At 68.3% G+C, this 20,611-nt stretch carries 24 protein-coding genes; 15 read left to right on the forward strand and 9 right to left on the reverse strand.

Features of this window, described 5'->3' with window-relative positions; all coding sequences use genetic code 11:
* The first annotated feature begins 52 nt into the window (after nt 1-52).
* Nucleotides 53-1,324, forward strand: coding sequence for a DUF3422 family protein (locus LOKHON_RS14275; RefSeq protein WP_017927360.1), 1,272 nt, complete (start codon nt 53-55; stop codon nt 1,322-1,324).
* Here LOKHON_RS14275 and LOKHON_RS14280 read toward each other — a convergent pair.
* The gene (locus tag LOKHON_RS14280; protein ID WP_017927361.1) at nt 1,305-1,946 is read right to left on the reverse strand and encodes a DUF1684 domain-containing protein; all 642 of its coding nucleotides are present in this window, start codon (nt 1,944-1,946) and stop codon (nt 1,305-1,307) included. The two genes, LOKHON_RS14275 and LOKHON_RS14280, sit on opposite strands and share 20 nt — an antisense overlap.
* 101 nt (nt 1,947-2,047) lie before the next feature.
* Between LOKHON_RS14280 and LOKHON_RS14285 the strand changes: the two genes are divergently transcribed.
* Both LOKHON_RS14285 and LOKHON_RS14290 read left to right on the forward strand, forming a co-directional pair.
* Nucleotides 2,048-2,851, forward strand: coding sequence for a hypothetical protein (locus tag LOKHON_RS14285; RefSeq protein WP_017927362.1), 804 nt, complete (start codon nt 2,048-2,050; stop codon nt 2,849-2,851).
* Between the two features lie 94 nt (nt 2,852-2,945).
* Nucleotides 2,946-4,109, forward strand: coding sequence for a M20 aminoacylase family protein (locus tag LOKHON_RS14290; protein ID WP_017927363.1), 1,164 nt, complete (start codon nt 2,946-2,948; stop codon nt 4,107-4,109).
* Nucleotides 4,110-4,113: 4 nt separating this feature from the next.
* Here the strand turns inward: LOKHON_RS14290 and LOKHON_RS14295 are convergent, their stop codons facing one another.
* From LOKHON_RS14295 to moaA, 5 genes are read right to left on the reverse strand one after another with little or no spacing between them, the layout of a single operon-like run.
* Nucleotides 4,114-4,728, reverse strand: a complete 615-nt coding sequence (locus tag LOKHON_RS14295; RefSeq protein ID WP_017927364.1) for a glycosyltransferase family 29 protein — start codon at nt 4,726-4,728, stop codon at nt 4,114-4,116.
* The gene (locus LOKHON_RS14300) at nt 4,725-5,714 is read right to left on the reverse strand and encodes a polysaccharide pyruvyl transferase family protein (RefSeq protein ID WP_017927365.1); all 990 of its coding nucleotides are present in this window, start codon (nt 5,712-5,714) and stop codon (nt 4,725-4,727) included. The genes LOKHON_RS14295 and LOKHON_RS14300 overlap by 4 nt, the downstream gene beginning before the upstream one ends.
* Nucleotides 5,711-6,214: a hypothetical protein gene (locus tag LOKHON_RS15775; RefSeq protein WP_051585600.1), complete on the reverse strand. Its 504-nt coding sequence runs from the start codon at nt 6,212-6,214 to the stop codon at nt 5,711-5,713. The genes LOKHON_RS14300 and LOKHON_RS15775 overlap by 4 nt, the downstream gene beginning before the upstream one ends.
* Entirely contained in the window at nt 6,129-6,998 is an 870-nt protein-coding gene (locus LOKHON_RS14310) for a 3-deoxy-D-manno-octulosonic acid transferase (protein WP_051585601.1), read from the reverse strand. Before LOKHON_RS14310 ends, LOKHON_RS15775 begins: the two co-directional genes overlap by 86 nt.
* Complete coding sequence (gene moaA, locus LOKHON_RS14315; RefSeq protein WP_017927367.1) at nt 6,995-8,023, reverse strand: GTP 3',8-cyclase MoaA; 1,029 nt, start codon at nt 8,021-8,023, stop codon at nt 6,995-6,997. Before moaA ends, LOKHON_RS14310 begins: the two co-directional genes overlap by 4 nt.
* Before the next feature lie 96 nt (nt 8,024-8,119).
* Between moaA and LOKHON_RS14320 the strand changes: the two genes are divergently transcribed.
* On the forward strand, nt 8,120-8,590 hold the full coding sequence (locus LOKHON_RS14320) for a hypothetical protein (RefSeq protein WP_017927368.1): 471 nt from the start codon (nt 8,120-8,122) through the stop codon (nt 8,588-8,590).
* An 80-nt stretch (nt 8,591-8,670) separates the two neighbouring features.
* On the opposite strand, the gene glmS is transcribed toward LOKHON_RS14320, so the two are convergent.
* Nucleotides 8,671-10,491 (reverse strand): glutamine--fructose-6-phosphate transaminase (isomerizing), encoded by a 1,821-nt coding sequence (gene glmS, locus LOKHON_RS14325; RefSeq protein ID WP_017927369.1) that lies wholly within the window; start codon nt 10,489-10,491, stop codon nt 8,671-8,673.
* 1 nt (nt 10,492) lies between these two features.
* Nucleotides 10,493-11,845, reverse strand: a complete 1,353-nt coding sequence (gene glmU, locus LOKHON_RS14330) for a bifunctional UDP-N-acetylglucosamine diphosphorylase/glucosamine-1-phosphate N-acetyltransferase GlmU (RefSeq protein WP_017927370.1) — start codon at nt 11,843-11,845, stop codon at nt 10,493-10,495.
* A gap of 115 nt (nt 11,846-11,960) precedes the next feature.
* On the opposite strand from glmU, the gene LOKHON_RS14335 reads away from it, so the two are divergent.
* Nucleotides 11,961-12,620 carry an HAD-IA family hydrolase gene (locus tag LOKHON_RS14335; RefSeq protein ID WP_026147336.1) on the forward strand — a complete coding sequence of 220 codons (660 nt, stop codon included), beginning with the start codon at nt 11,961-11,963 and terminating at the stop codon, nt 12,618-12,620.
* A 144-nt stretch (nt 12,621-12,764) separates the two neighbouring features.
* Here LOKHON_RS14335 and LOKHON_RS14340 read toward each other — a convergent pair whose 3' ends face one another.
* Nucleotides 12,765-13,232 carry a CreA family protein gene (locus LOKHON_RS14340; protein ID WP_017927372.1) on the reverse strand — a complete coding sequence of 156 codons (468 nt, stop codon included), beginning with the start codon at nt 13,230-13,232 and terminating at the stop codon, nt 12,765-12,767.
* Between the two features lie 99 nt (nt 13,233-13,331).
* Between LOKHON_RS14340 and LOKHON_RS14345 the strand changes: the two genes are divergently transcribed.
* The 10 genes from LOKHON_RS14345 (at nt 13,332) to nuoF (ending at nt 20,593) form a co-directional block, all read left to right on the forward strand.
* On the forward strand, nt 13,332-13,736 hold the full coding sequence (locus LOKHON_RS14345; RefSeq protein WP_017927373.1) for a DUF1622 domain-containing protein: 405 nt from the start codon (nt 13,332-13,334) through the stop codon (nt 13,734-13,736).
* Between the two features lie 127 nt (nt 13,737-13,863).
* On the forward strand, nt 13,864-14,229 hold the full coding sequence (locus tag LOKHON_RS14350; protein ID WP_017927374.1) for an NADH-quinone oxidoreductase subunit A: 366 nt from the start codon (nt 13,864-13,866) through the stop codon (nt 14,227-14,229).
* Entirely contained in the window at nt 14,229-14,753 is a 525-nt protein-coding gene (locus LOKHON_RS14355; protein WP_017927375.1) for a NuoB/complex I 20 kDa subunit family protein, read from the forward strand. The genes LOKHON_RS14350 and LOKHON_RS14355 overlap by 1 nt, the downstream gene beginning before the upstream one ends.
* Nucleotides 14,754-14,810: 57 nt before the next feature.
* Nucleotides 14,811-15,428 carry an NADH-quinone oxidoreductase subunit C gene (locus LOKHON_RS14360; protein ID WP_017927376.1) on the forward strand — a complete coding sequence of 206 codons (618 nt, stop codon included), beginning with the start codon at nt 14,811-14,813 and terminating at the stop codon, nt 15,426-15,428.
* Between the two features lie 3 nt (nt 15,429-15,431).
* Nucleotides 15,432-16,658, forward strand: a complete 1,227-nt coding sequence (locus tag LOKHON_RS14365) for an NADH-quinone oxidoreductase subunit D (protein WP_017927377.1) — start codon at nt 15,432-15,434, stop codon at nt 16,656-16,658.
* Nucleotides 16,659-16,738: 80 nt separating this feature from the next.
* Nucleotides 16,739-17,077: a hypothetical protein gene (locus LOKHON_RS14370; protein WP_162561813.1), complete on the forward strand. Its 339-nt coding sequence runs from the start codon at nt 16,739-16,741 to the stop codon at nt 17,075-17,077.
* Between the two features lie 68 nt (nt 17,078-17,145).
* Nucleotides 17,146-18,222 carry an NADH-quinone oxidoreductase subunit NuoE gene (gene nuoE / locus LOKHON_RS14375; RefSeq protein ID WP_017927379.1) on the forward strand — a complete coding sequence of 359 codons (1,077 nt, stop codon included), beginning with the start codon at nt 17,146-17,148 and terminating at the stop codon, nt 18,220-18,222.
* 133 nt (nt 18,223-18,355) lie between these two features.
* The gene (locus tag LOKHON_RS14380) at nt 18,356-19,099 is read left to right on the forward strand and encodes a hypothetical protein (protein WP_017927380.1); all 744 of its coding nucleotides are present in this window, start codon (nt 18,356-18,358) and stop codon (nt 19,097-19,099) included.
* Nucleotides 19,096-19,299 carry a DUF5337 domain-containing protein gene (locus LOKHON_RS14385; RefSeq protein WP_017927381.1) on the forward strand — a complete coding sequence of 68 codons (204 nt, stop codon included), beginning with the start codon at nt 19,096-19,098 and terminating at the stop codon, nt 19,297-19,299. Before LOKHON_RS14380 ends, LOKHON_RS14385 begins: the two co-directional genes overlap by 4 nt.
* A 4-nt stretch (nt 19,300-19,303) precedes the next feature.
* Nucleotides 19,304-20,593 carry an NADH-quinone oxidoreductase subunit NuoF gene (nuoF, locus tag LOKHON_RS14390; RefSeq protein WP_017927382.1) on the forward strand — a complete coding sequence of 430 codons (1,290 nt, stop codon included), beginning with the start codon at nt 19,304-19,306 and terminating at the stop codon, nt 20,591-20,593.
* The last annotated feature ends 18 nt before the right edge of the window (nt 20,594-20,611 follow it).

Consider the following 20,611-nt stretch of genomic DNA (forward strand, 5'->3'; position numbering starts at 1 on the left):
AGGGAGCTTGGCTCCGGTCATCCTGCCGCAACGTCAGTCGCCCGGAGCCGCCATGAGCCTTGTCGATCACCCGCTGCGCCAGGAGCTGGCCAACGAGCTGCACGCGCGGCCCTTTCCGCGGCTGGGCGCGCCGGGGCAGGCGGCCTTTCTCGCGATCGGGCCGGTGCCGGGCACGCCCCGCGATGCAGAGGCCGAGCGGGCGCATCTCGTGGCGCTGCTCGACTGGTTCGGTGCCCCGCATCCGCAGCCCGGCGCCACGCATTGGTCGGGACAGATAGGGCGGTACCGGCTGAAATGGGAGAGCCATACCGAGTTTGCCAGCTACATGCTGCTCAGCGACGGCGCCTCCGAGCCGCCGTTCCGCGAGGGGCTTTCGGGCTTTCCCGCCGAATGGCTCGACGCGATGCCGGGCCAGAGGCTCACCTCGGCGCTGATCCGGGTCGAACTGGCGGCGGGCGAGGAGGAAATCGCGCGTCGGGCAGGGGCGTGGTTCGTGGCCGAAAGCATGGCGGTGAGCCGCGTGCTCGACGACCAGTTGATCGTCGCGGGCGATTTCCGCATCGATCCGGCAGGGCACATGCGCTTTGCCGTCTTTGCCCGCCCCGGCACCGGGGAACGGCGGATCGGCCGGGTGGTACAGCGGCTGTGCGAGATCGAGACCTACAAGACCATGGCGATGCTCGGCCTGTCGCAGGCGCGGAGCATGGGGCCGCGCATCGGCGCGCTGGAGGCACGCGTGTCGGATCTCGTGGCCGAGATGGCGGCGGGGCCGGGCGATGCGGCGGCAACGCTGGCGGGGCTGCTCGAGGTATCGGCGGAGCTGGAGAAGCTGCGTGCGCAATCGGGGTTCCGCAGCGGCGCCACGCGCGCCTATGAGACGCTGGTGAACCAGCGCATCGGCATCCTGCGCGAGACCCGCTTTGGCGGGCGGCAGAGTTTTGCCGAGTTCATGATGCGCCGCTTCGATCCGGCGATGCGCACGGTCGAATCGACCGACCGGCGCCTGTCTTCGGTGTCCGACCGCGCGGCGCGGGCGGGCGACCTGCTGCGCACCCGCGTCGATGTCGAACGCTCGGCCCAGAACCAGGCGCTGCTGGCGTCGATGGACCGGCGCGCCGATGCGCAGCTTCGCCTGCAGCACACGGTCGAGGGGCTGAGCGTCGTGGCGATCAGCTATTACGCGGTGAGCCTTGCCACCTACCTGTTCGGCCCGGTGGCCTATCCGCTGGGCATCGACAAGACGGCGCTGACGGCGGCGCTGGTGCTGCCGGTCGTGGCGTTGGTCTGGCTGATGCTGCGCCGGATCAGGAAGCGTCTCCACTAGGGTCGCGCTCGCCCGCCGTGATGGCGGCCTCAACCCGGTTTTCCGGAGGCGCCAGCGGACAGACCCAGTCGGGGCTCCAGGCGCAGGAGGGGGTGTAGGCGAAGTTGAAATCGAGGATCAGCCGGCCCGACGCCGCGAGGCCGAGATCCGAGGATTTGATCGCGTCGATCGCATAGCGCCCGCCGCCATAGCTCCCCGCGCCGCAGGTCGCGTCGCGAAACGGCAGGAACAGCCCGCCGCCATAGCCACCGATCCACCAGAGCGTCAGCTCCGCGCCGAGTCCTTGCTTCAGCCCGTCGGTGCGTGCCACGGGGCGGGCGCGCATCGTGCCATCCGTGCCCAGTTCGAAATCGATGGTCGGGCCCTGTTGCGCCACGAGATCCACCTCGAAGCGCAAGGCGGGGTCGTAAGGCCAGACGGTGATGGCGTCGAAACAGGCTTTTTGCGTTTCGGAAAGCGGCGAGGCGGGGTGGTCGCGAAACAGGCGCGAGCGGGTTTTGTGCCAGAGCCGCCAGCCGGTTTCGGGATTCGGCTCGGCGCGGATTGCGGCATAGAGATCGGCGATGCGGCGGCGCCAGTCGGCGGTGGCATAGGGGGCGGGGATCGGGGGGAGGTTATCCATGCCGGGCGATCTAGGCCGGGTGCGCCCGCCGCCCAGCGCGTGGCTGGCCGCGCCGGGCCTGCCGCGCTAGATAGGCGCAGCATGACGAAAGGGCGTAGGCGATGATCAAGCAGGTGATCTGCATCAACTGGGGCACCAAATACGGCGCGCCCTTCATCAATCGCCTTTACGGCATGGTGGCGCGCAACATCACGCCGCCCTTCAGCTTAACCTGCTTCACCGACAACCGCGACGGCATCCGGCCGGAGGTGCAGTGCGAGGATCTGCCGCCGATCAATGTCGAGATGCCGAAGAACTCCAAGGGCATCTGGCCCAAGTCACGGCTCTGGGGGCCGAAGCTCGGCAACCTCACGGGGCCGGTGCTGTTCATGGATCTCGACCTCGTCGTGACCGGTTCGCTCGACGATTTCTTCACTTACGGCGACCCCGACGACGTGATCCTGTCGCGCAACCCGAACACGCCGCTCGAAAAGCTCGGCCAGACCTCGGTGTTCCGTTTTCCGGTAGGCAAGCTGGTGCCATTGCAGGAGCGGTTTCGCGCCGATCCGCAGGGCATCGCCGACGAATTCCGGTTCGAGCAGCGCTATGTCACCCGCAACGCGCCGGGCGGGGCCAAGCTGTTTCCGAAGCCTTGGGTCCGGCATTTTCGCATGCATTGCCGCCGCCCGTTTCCTCTCAACTACCTGGCCGCGCCAAGGCTGCCCGAAGATGCTCGCATCGTGATCTTTCCGGGCGGGCTGCACCCGACCCATGCGATCGAGGGGCATTACCCGCCCTATGCGCCCGAAAGCGCCGGGGCGCATCTGCGCGGGTTGTTCTCGGACAGCCGGCAGGACGGGCCGCTGCGCTATCTGCGCCATTACATCCGGCCCACGCCGTGGGTGGCCGAGCACTGGCGCCCCTGACCGCGCGGCAGGGCCGCGCCCGGCTTGCACCCGGCGCCGCTTGGGCGCAGTCTCGCGCCCGCATCCGACATTCCGTTTCCCCAAAGGTTTCACCATGCCGATCAAGAACCGCTTCGCCGAGCTGCTCCCCGAGATCACCGAATGGCGGCGCGACCTGCACGAGAACCCCGAGATCCTCTACGAGACGCACCGCACCTCCGGGATCGTGGCGGAAAAGCTGCGCGCCTTCGGCTGTGACGACGTGGTCGAGGGGCTGGGGCGCACCGGTGTCGTGGGCGTGATCCGCGGCAAGCAGACCGCCTCCGGCAAGGTGATCGGCCTGCGCGCCGACATGGACGCGCTGCCGATCCACGAGCAGACCGGCAAGGAATACGCCTCCAAGACGGATGGCGCGATGCATGCCTGCGGCCATGATGGCCACACCGCGATGCTCTTGGGCGCCGCGAAGTACCTCTCCGAGACGCGCAACTTCGACGGCACGGTCGTGGTGATCTTCCAACCCGCCGAAGAGGGCGGCGGCGGCGGCCGCGAAATGTGCGCCGACGGGCTGATGGAGCGTTTCGGCATCCAGGAGGTCTACGGCATGCACAACTGGCCCGGCATCCCTCTGGGGCAGTTCGCGATCCGCCCCGGTGCCTTCTTCGCCTCCACCGATCAGTTCGAGATCACCATCGAGGGCCGCGGCGGCCACGCCGCGAAGCCGCACGAGACGGTGGATTCGACGCTGGTGGCGAGCCACGTGGTGCTGGCGCTGCAATCGATCGCCAGCCGCAACGCCGACCCGACCGAGCAGATCGTGGTTTCCGTCACCTCGTTTGAAACCTCGTCCAAGGCGTTCAACGTGATCGCCCAGCGGGTGCAGATGAAGGGCACTGTGCGCACCATGTCGCCGGAGCTGCGCAAGCTGGGGCAGGAGCGTCTGACCGCCATAGCCGAAACCACGGCACAGGCTTATGGCGCCACGGCCAAGGTCAACTACATCAAGGGCTACCCGGTGATGATCAACCACGGCGCGGAGACCGAGTTCGCCGCCGAGGTCGCGCGCGAGATTTCGGGCGATTGCGCCGAGGCGCCGCTGATCATGGGCGGCGAGGATTTCGCCTACATGCTCGAAGAGCGGCCCGGCGCCTATATTCTTGTCGGCAATGGCGACACGGCCTCGGTCCACCACCCGGAATATGATTTCTCCGACGAGGCGATCCCGACGGGCTGCTCGTGGTGGGCAGGCGTCGTTGAACGCCGGATGCCGGCGGCCTGACGGCTCAGGCAATCGAAAAGCGCGGGTCCGCGGCCATGAGTGCCGCGACCCGGTCGCGCTCGGCGTCGAAGTCATGCGGCACATCGGCGGCGCCGCGTCCGCCCGACAGCGATTTCGACGCAAAGAAATCAAAGCCGTAGAGCCGCGCCGAGGCGAGCTCAGAGCGCGCCAGAAGGTCGATGGCGAGCATGCCGGTGGTGGGCCGCGCGCCCAGACGCTCGCGCAGCGCCGCCGCCCGTGCCGCTGGAAGCAGGGCAAATCCCGGCAGCCGGGCAACGCGCCAAGGCAGGCGCTTGCGCTTGGGCGTCATCCACAACAGCAGATCGGGCGCCCGCGCCGCGATCACCGGTGCGGGCACCGGGATCGACATGGCGAGCCAGTCGGTGCGGCTGCCATGCGATGCCGCGGAGGGCAGTGGCGCGGCGTTCAGCCGGATCACCAGATCGGCGGCGTCGATCTCTTCGCCCAGTGCCTTCTCCGACAACGACCGCGCATTGCCGATCAAGGCCACGCGGCGATTTTCGAGCCGCGCCAATAGCCCGGTTTCCGGCAGGCCCAGCCGCGCCAGCCGCGTCTCGTCGGCACGGCGCTTGGCGATCTCGAAGCCGATCCTGTTCATGCCGGCCCTTTCGCAAGCGCCGCGATGTCGGCGAATAATGTTTCCGCCCGCCGCTGCGCCATATCGCAAAATCCGCGGATCGCGGACAGCTCCGCCTCGCTGAACGGGGCGGCATCGGGCGGCGGCGAGAACGCCTCTGCCCGCACCAGCCGTTCCGGGTCGAGCCCGGCATCGGCGAGCAGGCGTTCGATCTTCGAGGCGTTGGAGCCGAGCGCGAGGAACGGCGTTTCGGTCAGCATCGACAGGCAGACCGCGTGAAAGCGCCCGGTCAGATGCAGCCGCGCCCGCGCGATCCGGTTCAGATACGCGGTCTCGTCGGCGGGCATCTCCAAAGCGGGCAGGCCGAGCGCCCCGTACCACGCCGCCGCCAGCGCGGCGCGGGCGGGCCCAAGGCGCCAGATGCCGCCGGTCAGCGTCTTGGTCGGCACCAGCGCCGCATTCCCGAGCGTTGCGGCGGCGCGCCCCAGCACCCGGCGCGGGGCGGGCTTCACGCTGTCGCCGACGATCACGCCGTCACGGGGAAGCGATGCGGTGAGGGCCGGAGCCGAGAGCGACAAATCCGGCAGCCAGCGGATCTCGCGCCCGACGGCCTGTGCCATGGTATCGGCGCTGGCGCTGTCGCGGGCCGCGATCAGATCGATGCGCGAGAGCGGTTCGGACCATTCGGCGGGGTTGTCCTGCCACAGCGCGTTGACCAGCGCGATCGGCGTCGTCCCGCGCGCCTCGTGTTCCGCTACCTCAAGCAGCCGCGCCCCGGCGGGGCGGCCATGATGCAGCGTGCCTTCGCCGTTGATGACGATCACGTCCGCCGCGCGCATCGCGTCGAGAAACGACCCGTCCCGCGCCCAGTCATGCCGGGCCGGGCTGCGGGCGGTGATGGTAAGCCCGTGCCGCCCCAGCCCCTCGGTCAGCAGCCGCATCACCCGCGAGCATCCGTGGTGATACCGGGTCGAGGTGTCGTTGAGGATGACGGCGCGCAAGGTCATGGCGCTGCCTTAGAGAATATGTGGCCGGGTTCAAGCCGCGTGGCCATCAGCGCCTGCAACGCGCGCAGTGTCTGCGGGCGCGCCTGGCCGATATCGGCCATGACCCGCTTTGCCGCCGCGCGCATCGCGTCGAGATCTCGCGTGCCGATCAGCCCGCCCACCGCCGCGCCGAGCGCCGCGCCATCCGCCACCATGCGCGCCGCACCCGCCGCGTCGAGCGTGGCATGGGCGGCGGCGGCATGGGGCACCTGCGGGCCGTGCAAAAGCGCCGCGCCAAGCGCCGCCGCCTCCCACGGGTTGTGCCCGCCTTGCGGGCCGAACGAGCCACCGAGAAACACCAGCGGCGCGAGACGGTAGATCAGCCCGGTTTCGCCCAGCCGGTCGATCAACCAGATTTCGGCCTCGCCGGGCATGTCACCGCGCTGCGCCTCCAGCCCCGCCGCCGCGAGCGCCCGCGCCACCGCCGCGCCGCGATCGGGGTGGCGGGGCGCGAGGATCATGCGCAGGCCGGGATGGCGCTTGCGCGCCTCCAGATGTGCCGCGATCACCGCGCCTTCGTCTTCGGCATGGGTCGAAACGGCGGGCCCAGAGCGGCGCGCCCCCAAACGCGGATCGAAGGTCGGCAAGGCGGTCCGTGTCGGCGGATGGAGGGGCGGCCGCGGCCTTGAGATCGCCGGGCGCGAGAACGCGGGCAGGGTCCACGCCGAGATGGGTGATTTCCGCGCGCACCGCCTCGCTTTGTGTGGTCACGAGGTCAAATCGCGACAGAAGTGCCGCGCTGATCCGGGGCGCCCGCATCCGCGAGCGAGAGGGGCGGGCGTTGAGCAGCGCCATCGGCACGCTTCGCGCGGCGGTCTCGTGCAGCAGGCGCGGCCAGAGGTCGCCCTCGACGAAACAGGCAAGCGCGGGCCGCCAGTGATCGAGAAACCGGCGCGTCGCCCGCGCCGTGTCGAGCGGCTGGTACTGATGCAGCGCGCCATCGATCCGCCGGGCACGTGCTCCGCCGGTGGTCGTCGTGGTGGTGATCAGCACGGGATGCCCCGCCGCCATCAGGTCGCGCGCGAGATCGGCCATCGAAGCCACCTCGCCGACGGAGGCCGCGTTGATCCAGACGAGACTGCCCTCGGGCCGCGGCAGCGTCGCCCGGCCCAACCGTTCGCCCAGCCGGGCCGGGTCCGAGGACTGACCGCGATGCACGCGCCGTGCCAGCGTGAACTCGGCCAGCCGCGGCAAGGCCCGCGACCCGCCAAGCCAGAGCCGCAACAGCCATGGCGCCCCGCTCATCCCCCGGTGTGGCTCATGTGGCGGCTGACCCGGCCCGAAACCTCCTGCCGGTCATAATCGAAATCATGCCCCTTGGGCTTGAGCGCGATCGCCGCGTGGATCGCGCGCTCCAGCCCCGCATCGCCCTCGCTTTCACGCAAGGGGCCGCGCAGGTCGGAATGGCCCTCCTGCCCGAGACAGGTATAGATCTCGCCGGTGCAGGTCACGCGCACCCGATTGCAGCTTTCGCAGAAATTATGGCTCATCGGGGTGATGAAGCCGACCCGCTGGCGGGTTTCGCCAAGACGGACATAGCGCGCGGGTCCGCCGGTGCGGTCGGGCAGGTCGTGCAGCGAATAGCGGGTGCCGAGCGTGTGGCGCAGCTCGGCGAGGTTCCAGTACTGGCCGATCCGGTCCTCATTGCCGATATCGCCCATCGGCATGACCTCGATGAAGGTCAGATCCATGCCGCGCGCGGCGCAGAACTCGGTCAGCGTGAACAGCTCGTCCTCGTTGAAGCCCTTGAGCGCGACGGTGTTGATCTTGACCTGAAGCCCGGCGGCGCGGGCCGCGTCGATCCCGTCGAGCACCTGCGGCAGGCGGCCCCAGCGGGTCACGCGGGCGAATTTCTCCTCGTCGAGCGTGTCGAGAGAGACGTTCACCCGGCGGACCCCGGCGGCGTAGAGCTCTTCGGCGTATTTGCCAAGCTGGCTGCCATTGGTGGTCAGCGTCAGCTCCTTGAGCGCGCCGCTGTCGAGATGCCGCGTCATCGCGCGGAAGAATTCCATGATATTACGCCGCACCAGCGGCTCACCGCCGGTGATGCGCAGTTTTTCGACCCCGAGCCGGATGAAAGCCGAACAGAGCCGGTCGAGCTCCTCCAGCGTCAGAAGCTCCTTCTTGGGCAGGAACTGCATCTTCTCGGACATGCAGTAGACGCAGCGAAAATCGCAGCGGTCGGTGACCGAAACGCGCAGGTAGCGGATCGCCCGGGCAAAGGGGTCGATCAGGGGCGCGGCGGGGGGCGGAAGGGGGGCTGCGGTCATGACGCAAAGGTAGGGTCGGGGCGGTGGGATGGCAAGCGATGCCGGGCACTTGTCGCAAAGGCACAGGCCGCTATCCTCCGGGCCATGACACGCCTCATGATCCCCACCGCCCTCACCGCGCTCGGCCTGCTTTCGGCCTGCGCCGAACTGCAGCAGGCCAGCGCCCCGAGCAGGGCTCCGGCCCCATCCGCGCCCGCCGCCGCACCCCAGCAGGCCGCCCGGCCCGCGCCGCCGCCCGCCGGCGCGAGCGCCGAGGCGCTCGACACCACGACGCCCGAGCAGCGCGCCGCCGCCACGCAGGCGCCGGAACCCGCGGGCGAGCAGCGGCTCGGTACCACCATCGCCTCGCTCGGCGCGCCCGCCGACCCGGGGCTGTGGATCGAAACGCCGCTGGTGAACAGCGTGACCCAAGGCCGGGTCGAGACGGCGAGCGGAAAATCGGTGAAGCTGGAGCTGCGGCCATCGGGCGGAGCGGCGGGCTCGGGCAGCGAGATCAGCCTGCCCGCGATGCGGCTGCTCGGGGTGGCGCTGACGGACCTGCCCGAGCTGACGGTCTATCGCGGCTGACGGCGTGCCCGGTGGAAACTTCGGGATCTGCGTATTTTCCGGAATGGTGAAAGGGGGGCGTCGCGCCCCCCTTTTTCGTATCACTCGACGGTGACGGATTTGGCGAGGTTTCGGGGCTGGTCGACATCGGTGCCCTTGGCGACGGCGGTGTGGTAGGCCAGCAGCTGCGCGGGCAGGGCATAGAGGATCGGGGCCCAGAGGGGAGCGATCTCGGGGAGGGTGATCACCTCCCAGACGCCATCGCCGGCGATGCGCGCGCCCTTGGCATCGGTGATCAGAAGCACCTTGCCGCCGCGGGCCATCACCTCCTGCATGTTCGACACGGTCTTGTCGAACAGCTCGTCATGCGGCGCCATGACGATCACCGGCACATGCTCGTCGACCAGCGCGATGGGGCCGTGCTTGAGCTCGCCCGATGCGTAGGCTTCGGCGTGGATATAGCTGATTTCCTTGAGCTTCAGCGCGCCTTCGAGGGCGAGCGGGAACATCCGGCCGCGGCCGAGGAACAGGATGTCGCGCGCCTCGGCGAGACCGCGCGAGACGCGCTGGCACTCGGCCTCGATGCTCAGCCCCTGGTCGACCAGGCCGGGCAGCTGGCGCAGCGCCTGCAGATGCGCGGCCAGCGCCGCGTCGTCGATGGTGCCGCGCTGACGCGCCGCCTCGAGCGCCAGCGCGCCGAGCACCAGAAGCTGGCAGGTGAAGGCCTTGGTCGAAGCGACGCCGATCTCGGCACCCGCGAGGATCGGCAGCGCGATGTCGCTGTCGCGCGCGATCGAGCTTTCGGTGACGTTGACCACCGACAGGATGCGCGCGTCCTGGCTCTTGGCATAGCGCAATGCGGCCAGCGTGTCGGCGGTCTCGCCCGACTGGCTGACGAAGAGCGCGGCGGAGCGGGCCGGGATCGGGGGCTCGCGGTAGCGGAACTCCGAGGCGACGTCGATTTCCACCGGCAGGCGTGCGACCTGCTCGAACCAGTATTTCGCGACGTAGCAGGCATAGGAGGCGGTGCCGCAGGCCACCAGCGTCAGCCGCTCGACCGAGGCAAAGTCGATGCCCGGTTCGGGCAGGGCGATTGCACCTTCGGGGGTCAGGTAATGCCCCAGCGCCGCGGCCAGCACGCGCGGCTGCTCGGCGATCTCCTTGGCCATGAAGTGCTTGTGTCCCGCCTTGTCGACCTGCGCCGCGGCCTTTGCGATGCGCTTCTCGGGACGGCTGACCTCGCGGTTCGCGGCGTCGAAGATCACCACGCCCGCGCGGGTGACCTCGGCGCGGTCGCCCTCCTCGAGATAGGTGATCCGGTCGGTCAGGTTGCCGAGCGCGATCGCGTCCGAGCCGACGAACATCTCGCCCTCGCCATGGCCGATGGCCAGCGGGCTGCCCTTGCGCGCGGCGATCAACAGGTCGGTCTCGTCCTCGAACAGGAAACACAGCGCGTAGGCGCCGTCCAGCCGGGCAATGGTCGCGGCGGCGGCCTCGCGCGGCGGCAGGCCGCGGTCGAGATGCAGCTGGCACAACAGCGCCACCGTCTCTGTGTCGGTGTCGGTCCGGGTGCCGATGCCCGCCTCGGAGAGCTCCGCGCGCAGCGCGCGGTAGTTCTCGATGATGCCGTTATGGACGACGGCGACACGGGCCCCGGCATGCGGGTGCGCGTTGGCCTCGGTCGGGGCGCCATGGGTGGCCCAGCGGGTGTGGCCGATGCCCGAATGGCCGCGCAGCGGCTCGTGCACCAGCCGGTCCGACAGGTTCACCAGCTTGCCCACCGCACGGCGGCGACCGAGGCGGCCCTCGTCCAGCGTGGCGATGCCGGCGCTGTCATAGCCGCGATATTCGAGCCGGCCGAGCGCCTCGACCAGCAGCGGGGCGGCTTGATGATTGCCTAGGACACCAACGATTCCGCACATGTCACTCGCCTTTCGATTTCGCGGCCTTGGCGGCGCGCAGCTTGTCGAAGAACCGGGTCGCGAAACCCGGCTTGTTGGCCTGGCGCGCCCGGCCCACGGCCATGTCGCCGGCGGGCACGTTGTGGGTCACCACTGTGCCGGTCGCGGTCATCGCCCCGTCGCCGAGCGTCACCGGCGCCACCAGCATGGTGTTGGAGCCGATGAACGCATCGCGGCCCACCGTGGTCCGGTGCTTGAACACGCCGTCATAGTTGCAGGTGATGGTGCCCGCGCCGACATTGGTGCCCGCGCCGATATCGGCATCGCCGATATAGGTCAGGTGGTTGACCTTGGCGCCGGTGCCGAGCTGGGCGTTCTTGATCTCGACGAAATTGCCGACATGCACGTCCTCGGCCAGCTCGGCGCCGGGACGCAGCCGGGCAAAGGGGCCGACCGTGGCGCCGCGCGAAACGTGGCAGCCTTCGAGATGGCTGAACGCCCGGATCCTTGCGCCGCTCTCGATCGTGACGCCGGGGCCGAATACCGTATGGGGCTCGATCACCGTGTCGCGGCCGACCACCGTGTCGCGCGCGAAGATGACCGTTTCGGGCGCGAGCAGCGTCACGCCGTCTTCCATCGCCTCGGTGCGGCGGCGGGCCTGAAACGCGGCCTCGGCGGCGGCCAGCTCGGCGCGGGTGTTGATGCCCAGCGTCTCGGCCTCGTCGCAGCGCACCACCTCGGCCGAAAGCCCGGCCTCGCGGGCCAGCCCGACGATGTCGGTCAGGTAGTATTCGCCCGAGGCGTTGTCGTTCCCGACGCGGTCGAGCAGCTCGAACAGCGTCCGGCAATCCGCGGCGATGACGCCGGAATTGCACAGGGTGATGGCGCGGGTGGCGTCGTCGGCATCCTTGAACTCGACGATCCGATCGAGGCTGTCGCCGGTGGTCACGAGACGGCCGTAACGGCCCGGATCGGCGGCCTCGAAGCCCAGTACCACCACATCGGCCCGGGCGCGGGCGGCCAGCATCGCTTTGAGCGTTTCGGGCCGGATGAAGGGCGTGTCGCCATAAAGCACGATCGCGTCGCCCGCGAACCCGTCGAGCGCCGCGCGCGCTTGGCTCACGGCGTGGCCGGTGCCCTCCTGGCTGTCCTGCCGGACCGTGACGATGCCTTCGTCGAAGGCCGTCACGGATTTCTCCACCGCCGCGGCGCCGTGCCCTGCGACCACGATCATCCGCGACGGTTCAAGCGCCATGCCCGCCGCCATCGCATGGTGCAGCAGCGGCGCGCTCCCGATCTCGTGCAGAACCTTCGGCAGGTCCGAGTTCATCCGCGTGCCCCGGCCCGCGGCCAAAACGATCAGTGCCGTGCTCATTGCTGCCCCTCTTGTTGCTTGATCCGGCTTCTACTAGCCGCATCTATGGGCACAAGCCCGAGGGCCTGTTGACGGGATCACTTCCCGCTACGCATCATTACAGGAAACAATGCTCATGCGCGCTGTGATTTTCGACCTCGACGGGACGCTCGCCGAAACCAGCGGTGACCTGATCGCCGCCGCCAACCGCTGTTTCGCGGATCTCGGATTGGGAGCGCTGCTGGACCCGCAAGAGGACGCGGCAACCGCCATGCATGGCGCGCGCGCCATGCTGCGCCTGGGATTGTCCCGCGTGGGCGAGGTCGACGAGGCCGATGTCGATCGGCAATACCCCCGGCTGCTCGCCTATTACGAGGAAGAAATCGACCGGCATTCGACGCTGTTTCCCGGCGCGATGGAGGCCGTGGCCGAGCTCAGGCGGCTCGGTCACCCGGTCGCGATCTGCACCAACAAGCCCGAGGCGCTGGCCGAAAAACTGCTCGACCGGCTCGGTGTGCGCGGCGATTTCGCCTGTCTCATCGGTGCGGACACGCTGGCGATGCGCAAGCCCGATCCCGAATGCCTGCGCGAGACCGTGCGGCGCGCCGGAGGCGATCCGGCGCATTGCGTGCTTGTGGGTGACACCGAAACCGACCGGATCACCGCCCGCGCCGCGGGCGTGCCCTCCATTCTGGTGCGGTTCGGGCCGAATGGCCATCGCACCGCCGACCTGCATCCCGAAGCGCTGATCGGTCATTACGATGAGCTGGTGGCTGCGGTGCAGGCGCTGGGCTGACGAAGGTCTTGGGAGCGGGCCGCAGGATTTGCGTATTTGGAGAGTGATGAAAGGCAGCGCACGTCCCGGATACGGGTGCGATCCGCATTTCACCATTCCTCAAATACGCAGATCTCCACGTTAGCGGCACAAGGCGGCGCAGGCTCAGCGCGCCGCGTCGGTCTCATAAAGCGGGATTGTCGAGATCGACATCTTGGCCGAGCCTTGGGTCAGCTCGCTGCCATGCGCGAGATAGATCAGCACCTGGTTTTCCTCGTCATAGATCCGGCTGATGCGGATCGTCTTGAGGATGATCGAGCGGCTTTCGCGGAACACCTGCTCGCCCCCGCGTGAGCGGTCGATGTCGCCCAACGTGATCGGCCCGGTCTGGCGGCAGTCGATCGAGGCGTTCGACGGGTCTTCGAACCAGTTGCCCTGGCTCAGCCGGTCGATCACCGAGCGTTCGAAATAGGCGATATGGCAGGTCACGCCTTCAACCTCGGGGTCGGGAATCGCCTCGACGATGACGTCGTTGCCGACCCAGTCGACGCCGACCTTGCCGACGACCTCCGAATGAGCCGCGGCGGGAAGAAGGGCGAGGGCGAGCGCGATCGGGCGAAGAGCGTGTGTCATGGGCGGCCAACGCAGGGCAGGGCCGGGGGTTCCGCCGGTTGACCGCGCCGCGCTGCGATCCACAGTAAGGCCGGGACGCAGCAGGGCGGGAGAGGCGCGATGGGATCGATCTGGGAATTCGGCTCGGAAGGCGGCGTGTTGCACCATCATCTCGGCTGGCTGGTGCTGGGGCTCGAATGGGTCGCGGCGATCATCGATCTCTTCGCCATCGCGCTGCTGCTGATCGGGGCGGCGCGCTTCATCCTCGGCGTGAGCCGGGCCGAGATACGGCGCGACGACGCGGCGCGGGTGCAGGCCACCAACCGCGAGCGGATCGAACTGGGGCGCTACATCCTCGCGGGGCTCGAGCTGTTCATCGTGTCCGACATCATCCACACCGCGCTCAGCCTCGCGCTGGCCGATCTGGTGTTCCTCGGGCTTCTGGTCATCATCCGGTCTCTGATCTCCTTCTTTCTCGACCGGGAGCTGGAGCAGGTGAAGACCGAGCTGCGCGAGGCTCCGTAGCGGAGGCGAAAGGGAGCGGCGCGCGCATCGGACGCAGCTCGGGGGCGTCGGGCTCGGTTGACCCTTGCCGGACCGGGGTTTATGGATCGCGAAATCGACCGACAGCTCCCGCGTGAAAGGACCCGACGTGGAACTGCTTCTTGCGGAATACCTTCCGATCCTGATCTTCCTCGGCCTGGCCATCGCGCTTGGCGCGATCCTGATCCTCGCCGCCGTGGTGCTCGCCGTGCGCCGGCCCGACCCCGAAAAGGTCTCGGCCTACGAATGCGGCTTCAACGCCTTCGACGACGCGCGGATGAAATTCGACGTGCGGTTCTACCTCGTTTCGATCCTGTTCATCATCTTCGACCTCGAAGTGGCGTTCCTCTTCCCGTGGGCCGTGGCCTTCGGCGAGGTGTCGATGATGGCCTTCTGGTCGATGATGGTGTTCCTCGGCGTGCTGACCATCGGCTTCGCCTATGAATGGAAGAAGGGGGCACTCGAATGGGAGTGATGACCGGCGCCAACACCGCGGGGGCCGACCGCGAGGTCGCCACGCAAAGTCTCAACCGCGAGCTGACCGACAAGGGATTCCTCGTCACCTCGACCGCGGACATGATCAACTGGGCGCGCACCGGCAGCTTGCACTGGATGACCTTCGGTCTGGCCTGCTGTGCCGTGGAGATGATGCACTCCTCGATGCCGCGCTATGATCTGGAGCGGTTCGGCACCGCGCCGCGCGCCTCTCCGCGCCAGTCCGACCTGATGATCGTCGCGGGCACGCTGACCAATAAGATGGCCCCGGCGCTGCGCAAGGTCTATGACCAGATGCCCGAGCCGCGCTACGTGATCTCGATGGGCTCCTGCGCCAATGGCGGCGGCTACTACCACTACAGCTATTCGGTGGTGCGTGGCTGCGACCGGATCGTGCCCGTGGACGTCTATGTCCCCGGCTGCCCGCCGACCGCCGAGGCGCTGCTTTACGGAATCCTGCAGCTCCAGCGCAAGATCCGCCGCACCGGCACGATCGTCCGCTGACACCCCGCGGGCGCGACCACGCGCCCGCCAAGACCATATTTCTCCGGGGGAATCGCCATGAGCGAGGCACTGAACGACCTGGGCGCGCATCTCGAATCCAAGCGCCCCGACTGCGTGACCGGCTGGGAGGTCGCCTTCGGCGAGCTTACCGTCACCGTGACGCCCGAAGCGATCCCTGGTGTCGTCGAGCTTCTCAAGACCGACCCGACCTGCCGCTTCTCGACGCTGATCGACATCACGGCGGTGGATTATCCCGGGCGCGAAAAGCGCTTCGACATGGTCTATCACTTCCTGTCGATGTACCAAAACCAGCGCATCCGCATCCGCGCGGAGGTCCGCGAGGACGAGATGGTGCCCTCGATCATCGAGATCCATCCCTCGTCCAACTGGTTCGAGCGCGAGGTGTTCGACATGTTCGGCATCATCTTCACCGGTCACCCGGACCTGCGCCGCATCCTCACCGATTACGGCTTCCGCGGCTTTCCGCTGCGCAAGGATTTCCCGACCACGGGCTACACCGAGGTGCGCTTCGACGAGGTGCAAAAGCGGGTGGTCTACGAGCCGGTGAAGCTCGTGCAGGAATACCGGCAGTTCGATTTCATGAGCCCCTGGGAAGGGGCGCAATACGTGCTTCCCGGCGACGACAAGGCCGGCGACGCGGGCGCGAAAGGGTAAGCCATGGACGGCACGACCATCAACGCCAAGGGCTTCGAGGACACGAAGACCGGCGAGCAGAAGATCCGCAACTTCAACATCAACTTCGGGCCGCAGCACCCGGCGGCGCACGGCGTGCTGCGGCTGGTTCTGGAGCTCGACGGCGAAATCGTCGAGCGCTGCGATCCGCATATCGGCCTGCTGCATCGCGGCACCGAAAAGCTGATGGAAAGCCGGACCTACCTGCAGAACCTGCCCTATTTCGACCGGCTCGACTATGTGGCGCCGATGAACCAGGAACATGCCTGGTGCCTCGCGATCGAACGGCTGACCGGAACGGAGGTGCCGCGCCGCGCCTCGTTGATCCGCGTGCTCTATTCCGAGATCGGCCGCATCCTGTCGCATCTTCTCAATGTCACCACGCAGGCGATGGACGTCGGCGCGCTGACCCCGCCGCTGTGGGGCTTTGAAGAGCGCGAAAAGCTCATGGTGTTCTACGAGCGGGCCTGCGGCGCGCGGCTGCACGCGGCCTATTTCCGGCCCGGCGGCGTGCATCAGGACCTGCCGCCCGAGCTGATCGACGATATCGAAGCGTGGTCGCATGAATTCCCCAACGTGCTCGACGACATCGACGGGCTGTTGACCGAAAACCGGATCTTCAAGCAGCGCAACGCCGATATCGGCGTCGTCACCGAGGAGGAGATCCAGGATTGGGGCTTCTCGGGCGTGATGGTGCGCGGCTCGGGCCTTGCGTGGGACCTGCGCCGCGCCCAGCCCTACGAGTGCTACGACGAGTTCGAATTCCAGATCCCGGTCGGCAAGAACGGCGACTGCTACGACCGTTACCTCGTGCGGATGGCCGAAATGCGCGAGAGCGTGAAGATCATCCGTCAGGCGATCGAGAAGCTGCGCGCCGAGCCGGGCGACATTCTTGCCCGCGGCAAGGTCACGCCGCCGACGCGTTCGGACATGAAGACCTCGATGGAAGCGCTGATCCATCACTTCAAGCTCTATACCGAGGGCTTCCACGTGCCCGCGGGCGAGGTCTATGCCGCCGTCGAGGCGCCCAAGGGCGAATTCGGCGTCTATCTCGTGGCCGACGGGTCGAACAAACCCTACCGTGCCAAGCTGCGTGCGCCGGGGTATCTGCACCTGCAGGCGATGGACCACGTGGCCTCTGGCCACCAGCTTGCGGACGTGGCGGCGATCATCGGCACCATGGACATCGTGTTCGGCGAGGTCGACCGCTGAGGCGGCGGCCCTGAGGCAACCGGCCGGGGGCGCAATGCCACCGGCTTTCGACAGGACGGGGACGGTTCGAGATGACGGCGATGCGGATGACGATGGCGCTCATGGGGCTCGCGGCGCTCGGGGCCTGCACGGCAGGGGCGCAGATCGGGAATTACGGCGCGCAAGGGCGCGTCGGCAGCGTCGGTCAAGCCTCGGCCCGCACCGAGACGCCCGCGCCGATGACCCCCGACGACCGGCTCGTCGCCGCGATCGAGGCGCAGGGCTGCGCCATCACCTCCGACAACGTGGCGCAGGTGCTGCTCAAGGCGAACCTGACCCAGCAACAGCTCCTGGAGCTTGGACCCCAGCTGACCGCGCAGGGCCGCGCCGAGGTCACCGATGATGGCACCATCCGGGTGCTGACCTCCAACTGCATCTGAGGGCGTTTGCCCTCCTGACATGATCCGCGCCGCCCGACGGGAGGCGCCCAGAACACCGGAACGAGCGAATGCTGCGCAGACTTCACCCCGAACAGCCCGAGAGCTTCGCCTTCACCCCGGCCAACCAGGCCTGGGCCGAGGCGCAGATCACGAAGTATCCCGAGGGACGGCAGGCCAGCGCGATCATTCCGCTTCTGTGGCGCGCGCAGGAGCAGGAAGGCTGGCTGTCGCGTCCCGCCATCGAGGAAGTCGCGCGGATGCTCGATCTTGCCTATATCCGGGCGCTCGAGGTCGCGACCTTCTATTTCATGTTCCAGCTGCAGCCCGTGGGCTCGGTGGCGCATATCCAGGTCTGCGGCACGCTGTCTTGCATGCTGTGCGGCTCCGAGGACCTGATGAAGGTCTGCCAGGAGAAGATCGCCAAGAAACCGCACGAGCTGTCGGCGGATGGCAAGTTCTCGTGGGAGGAGGTCGAGTGTCTCGGCGCCTGCGCCAACGCGCCGATGGCGCAGATCGGCAAGGATTACTACGAGGATCTGACGACCGAGCGCCTGTCGGAGATCATCGACGAGATGGCCGCCAGCAACGTGCCGGTGCCGGGCCCGCAGAATGGCCGCTATGCCTCCGAGCCGATCGACAACCTGACCTCGCTGGCCGAGGGCGCCGAGGATCGCAACCCGCACAACGCCGCCGTGGCGCTGGCGGTGGAGCTCCAAGACACGATCAAGCGGATCGACGGCACCGAGGTGCCGCTGACCACGCCGTGGCAGCGTCAGGACGATCACGAGGCCGAGGGCCAGCCCGACCCGGTCGAGCCCGAGCCCGCCAAGGGCCGCAGCGCCGACGCCTCCGGCGTGACCGAACAGGAAGCCCCCGCGTCGAGCGCGGCCAAGCCCGTCTCGGCCGATTTCCCCGCCGAAGAGCCGCGTGACGCGGTCGATGGCGATGAGGCCCCCGAAGGCGGCAAGCCGGTCGCACCCTCCGGCGAGGCCGCGCCCGCGACCGATGCGGATGACGCGACGGGGGACAAGACCGGCACCGCCGATCCGGCGGCGCCGGGCGGTGTCTACAACGCGCCCCGGACCCAGACGCCCGGCGATGCCGCCAAGGATGGCGACACGCCGAAGACCTCGAAAGACAAGTGATGCCGGGGCGCGCTGCCGGATACGGGCGGGGGCGACGCGGGCCGGTTCGGCCCGCGCATCCGTTTGATTCGGCGGCGTTGCGTCCTAAGACGAAGGGCGGGACGATCCGTCCCGGCCATTCGGAGGATGCGGCATGAACGGTATTGGAAGCTGCCGGACCATCACCATCGGCGCCGCCGCTCTGGGCGGCGTGCTGCTGTGGATCCTGCTCGCGCTTGGTGCGCGAGGCTGGTTTTCCTCGCTGCTGATCGCGGCGCTTCTGGCCGCCGCGGCGGCGGCTCTGGTGCTGGCGCTGGTCTGCCCCGGCGAAGAGACGCAGGACGCAGAGACGGCGCCCGCGAAAGACGATGTCCCGGCGAGGCCGCAAGATCTTGAACGGCACGACACCGTCGCGCCTTTGCCGACCGACGCGACCGGCACTGCCGCCGATACCGGCGGACGCCAGGCCGAAAGCGTCCGTCCCGCCAGCAGGGTGGAAGAGACCGGGGCGTCGCGCGTGAACGACGTGTCGGTTCTGGACGACGCCGGCGCCGATGATCTGGGCGACGAGGTGTCGCGGGTCCAGGCGCAGGACGCCGAGGCCGCGACACCGCCCGCGCCGGAGATGCCTGATGGCGTCGCCGCCGAAATGCGGCAGGAGCCCGAGCTTCTGGACGCCCCGCGCGGACAGGCCGACGATCTCAAGCGGCTGCGGGGCGTGGGCCCCAAGCTCGAGGAGCAGCTCAACCGGCTCGGCGTGTGGCACCTGCGCCAGATCGCGGCGTGGAGCGAGGGCGAGGCGGCATGGATCGACGATCATCTCGAGGGGTTCAGGGGCCGGATCCAGCGCGACGACTGGATCGGCCAGGCCCGCGAGATGACGAAGGACGACGCATGAGCGGCGCGGCGGGCCGCCGGGCCGCGCTGGTTCTCGCGGGGACCGGTGCCTTCTGGGTGATCGCGGTCTTCGCGGGCAACGCGCTCGGCCTGCCGCAGCGCTGGCGCGGATTGTTCGACCTGATGGCCCTTGCCGGGTTCGTCATGGGATTGTGGATGACATATCAAACCTGGCGTGCGCGCCGGGACGACGAAAGGTGAGCCGATGCTCAAGGATCAGGACCGCATTTTCACCAACATCTACGGGATGCATGACCGCTCGCTGAAGGGCGCGCAGTCCCGTGGTCATTGGGACGGCACCGGCGACATCATCAAGAAGGGCCGCGACTGGATCGTTGAGCAGATGAAGGCCTCCGGCCTGCGCGGTCGCGGCGGCGCCGGCTTCCCGACCGGCCTGAAATGGTCCTTCATGCCCAAGGAAAGCGACGGGCGGCCCGCCTATCTCGTCGTCAACGCCGACGAATCCGAGCCGGGCACCTGCAAGGACCGGGAGATCATGCGCCACGATCCGCACACGCTGATCGAAGGTTGCCTGATCGCGTCGTTCGCGATGAACGCGCATGTCAGCTACATCTACCTGCGCGGCGAATACATCCGCGAGCGCGAGGCGCTGCAGCAGGCGATCGACGAATGCTACGATGCCGGGCTTCTGGGCCGCAACGCCGCCGGATCGGGCTGGGATTTCGACCTCTACCTGCATCACGGCGCGGGTGCCTATATCTGCGGCGAGGAAACCGCGCTGCTCGAGTCGCTCGAAGGCAAGAAGGGCATGCCGCGCATGAAGCCGCCCTTCCCGGCGGGCGCGGGCCTCTATGGCTGCCCGACCACGGTAAACAACGTCGAATCCATCGCCGTCGCGCCGACCATCCTGCGCCGCGGGCCGGAATGGTTCGCGGGCTTTGGCCGCCCCAACAACACCGGCACGAAGCTGTTCGCGATCTCGGGCCACGTCAACAAGCCCTGCGTCGTCGAGGAGGAGATGTCGATCTCCTTCAAGGAGTTGATCGACAAGCATTGCGGCGGCATCCGCGGCGGCTGGAAGAACCTCAAGGGCGTCATTCCGGGCGGTTCCTCGGTGCCGGTGCTGCGCGCCGAGACCATGGAAGACGCGATCATGGATTTCGACTGGCTGCGCGAACAGCGGTCGGGCCTCGGCACGGCGGCCGTCATCGTGATGGATCAGTCCACCGACATGGTGAAGGCGATCTGGCGGCTGTCTAAATTCTACAAGCACGAAAGCTGCGGCCAGTGCACGCCGTGCCGCGAGGGCACCGGCTGGATGATGCGGGTGCTGGAGCGGATGGTGCGCGGCGATGCGGCGGTCGAGGAGATCGAGATGCTGCTCGACGTGACCAAGCAGGTCGAGGGCCACACGATCTGCGCGCTGGGTGACGCCGCCGCATGGCCGATCCAGGGCCTGATCCGCAACTTCCGCGACGAGATCGAGGATCGCATCAAGGGGCGCGGCGTGGCGGCGGCAGTCGCCGCGCAGTGAATTTGCGCGGCGATCATC

It is taken from the genome of Limimaricola hongkongensis DSM 17492, assembly GCF_000600975.2.
GTDB lineage: Bacteria > Pseudomonadota > Alphaproteobacteria > Rhodobacterales > Rhodobacteraceae > Limimaricola > Limimaricola hongkongensis.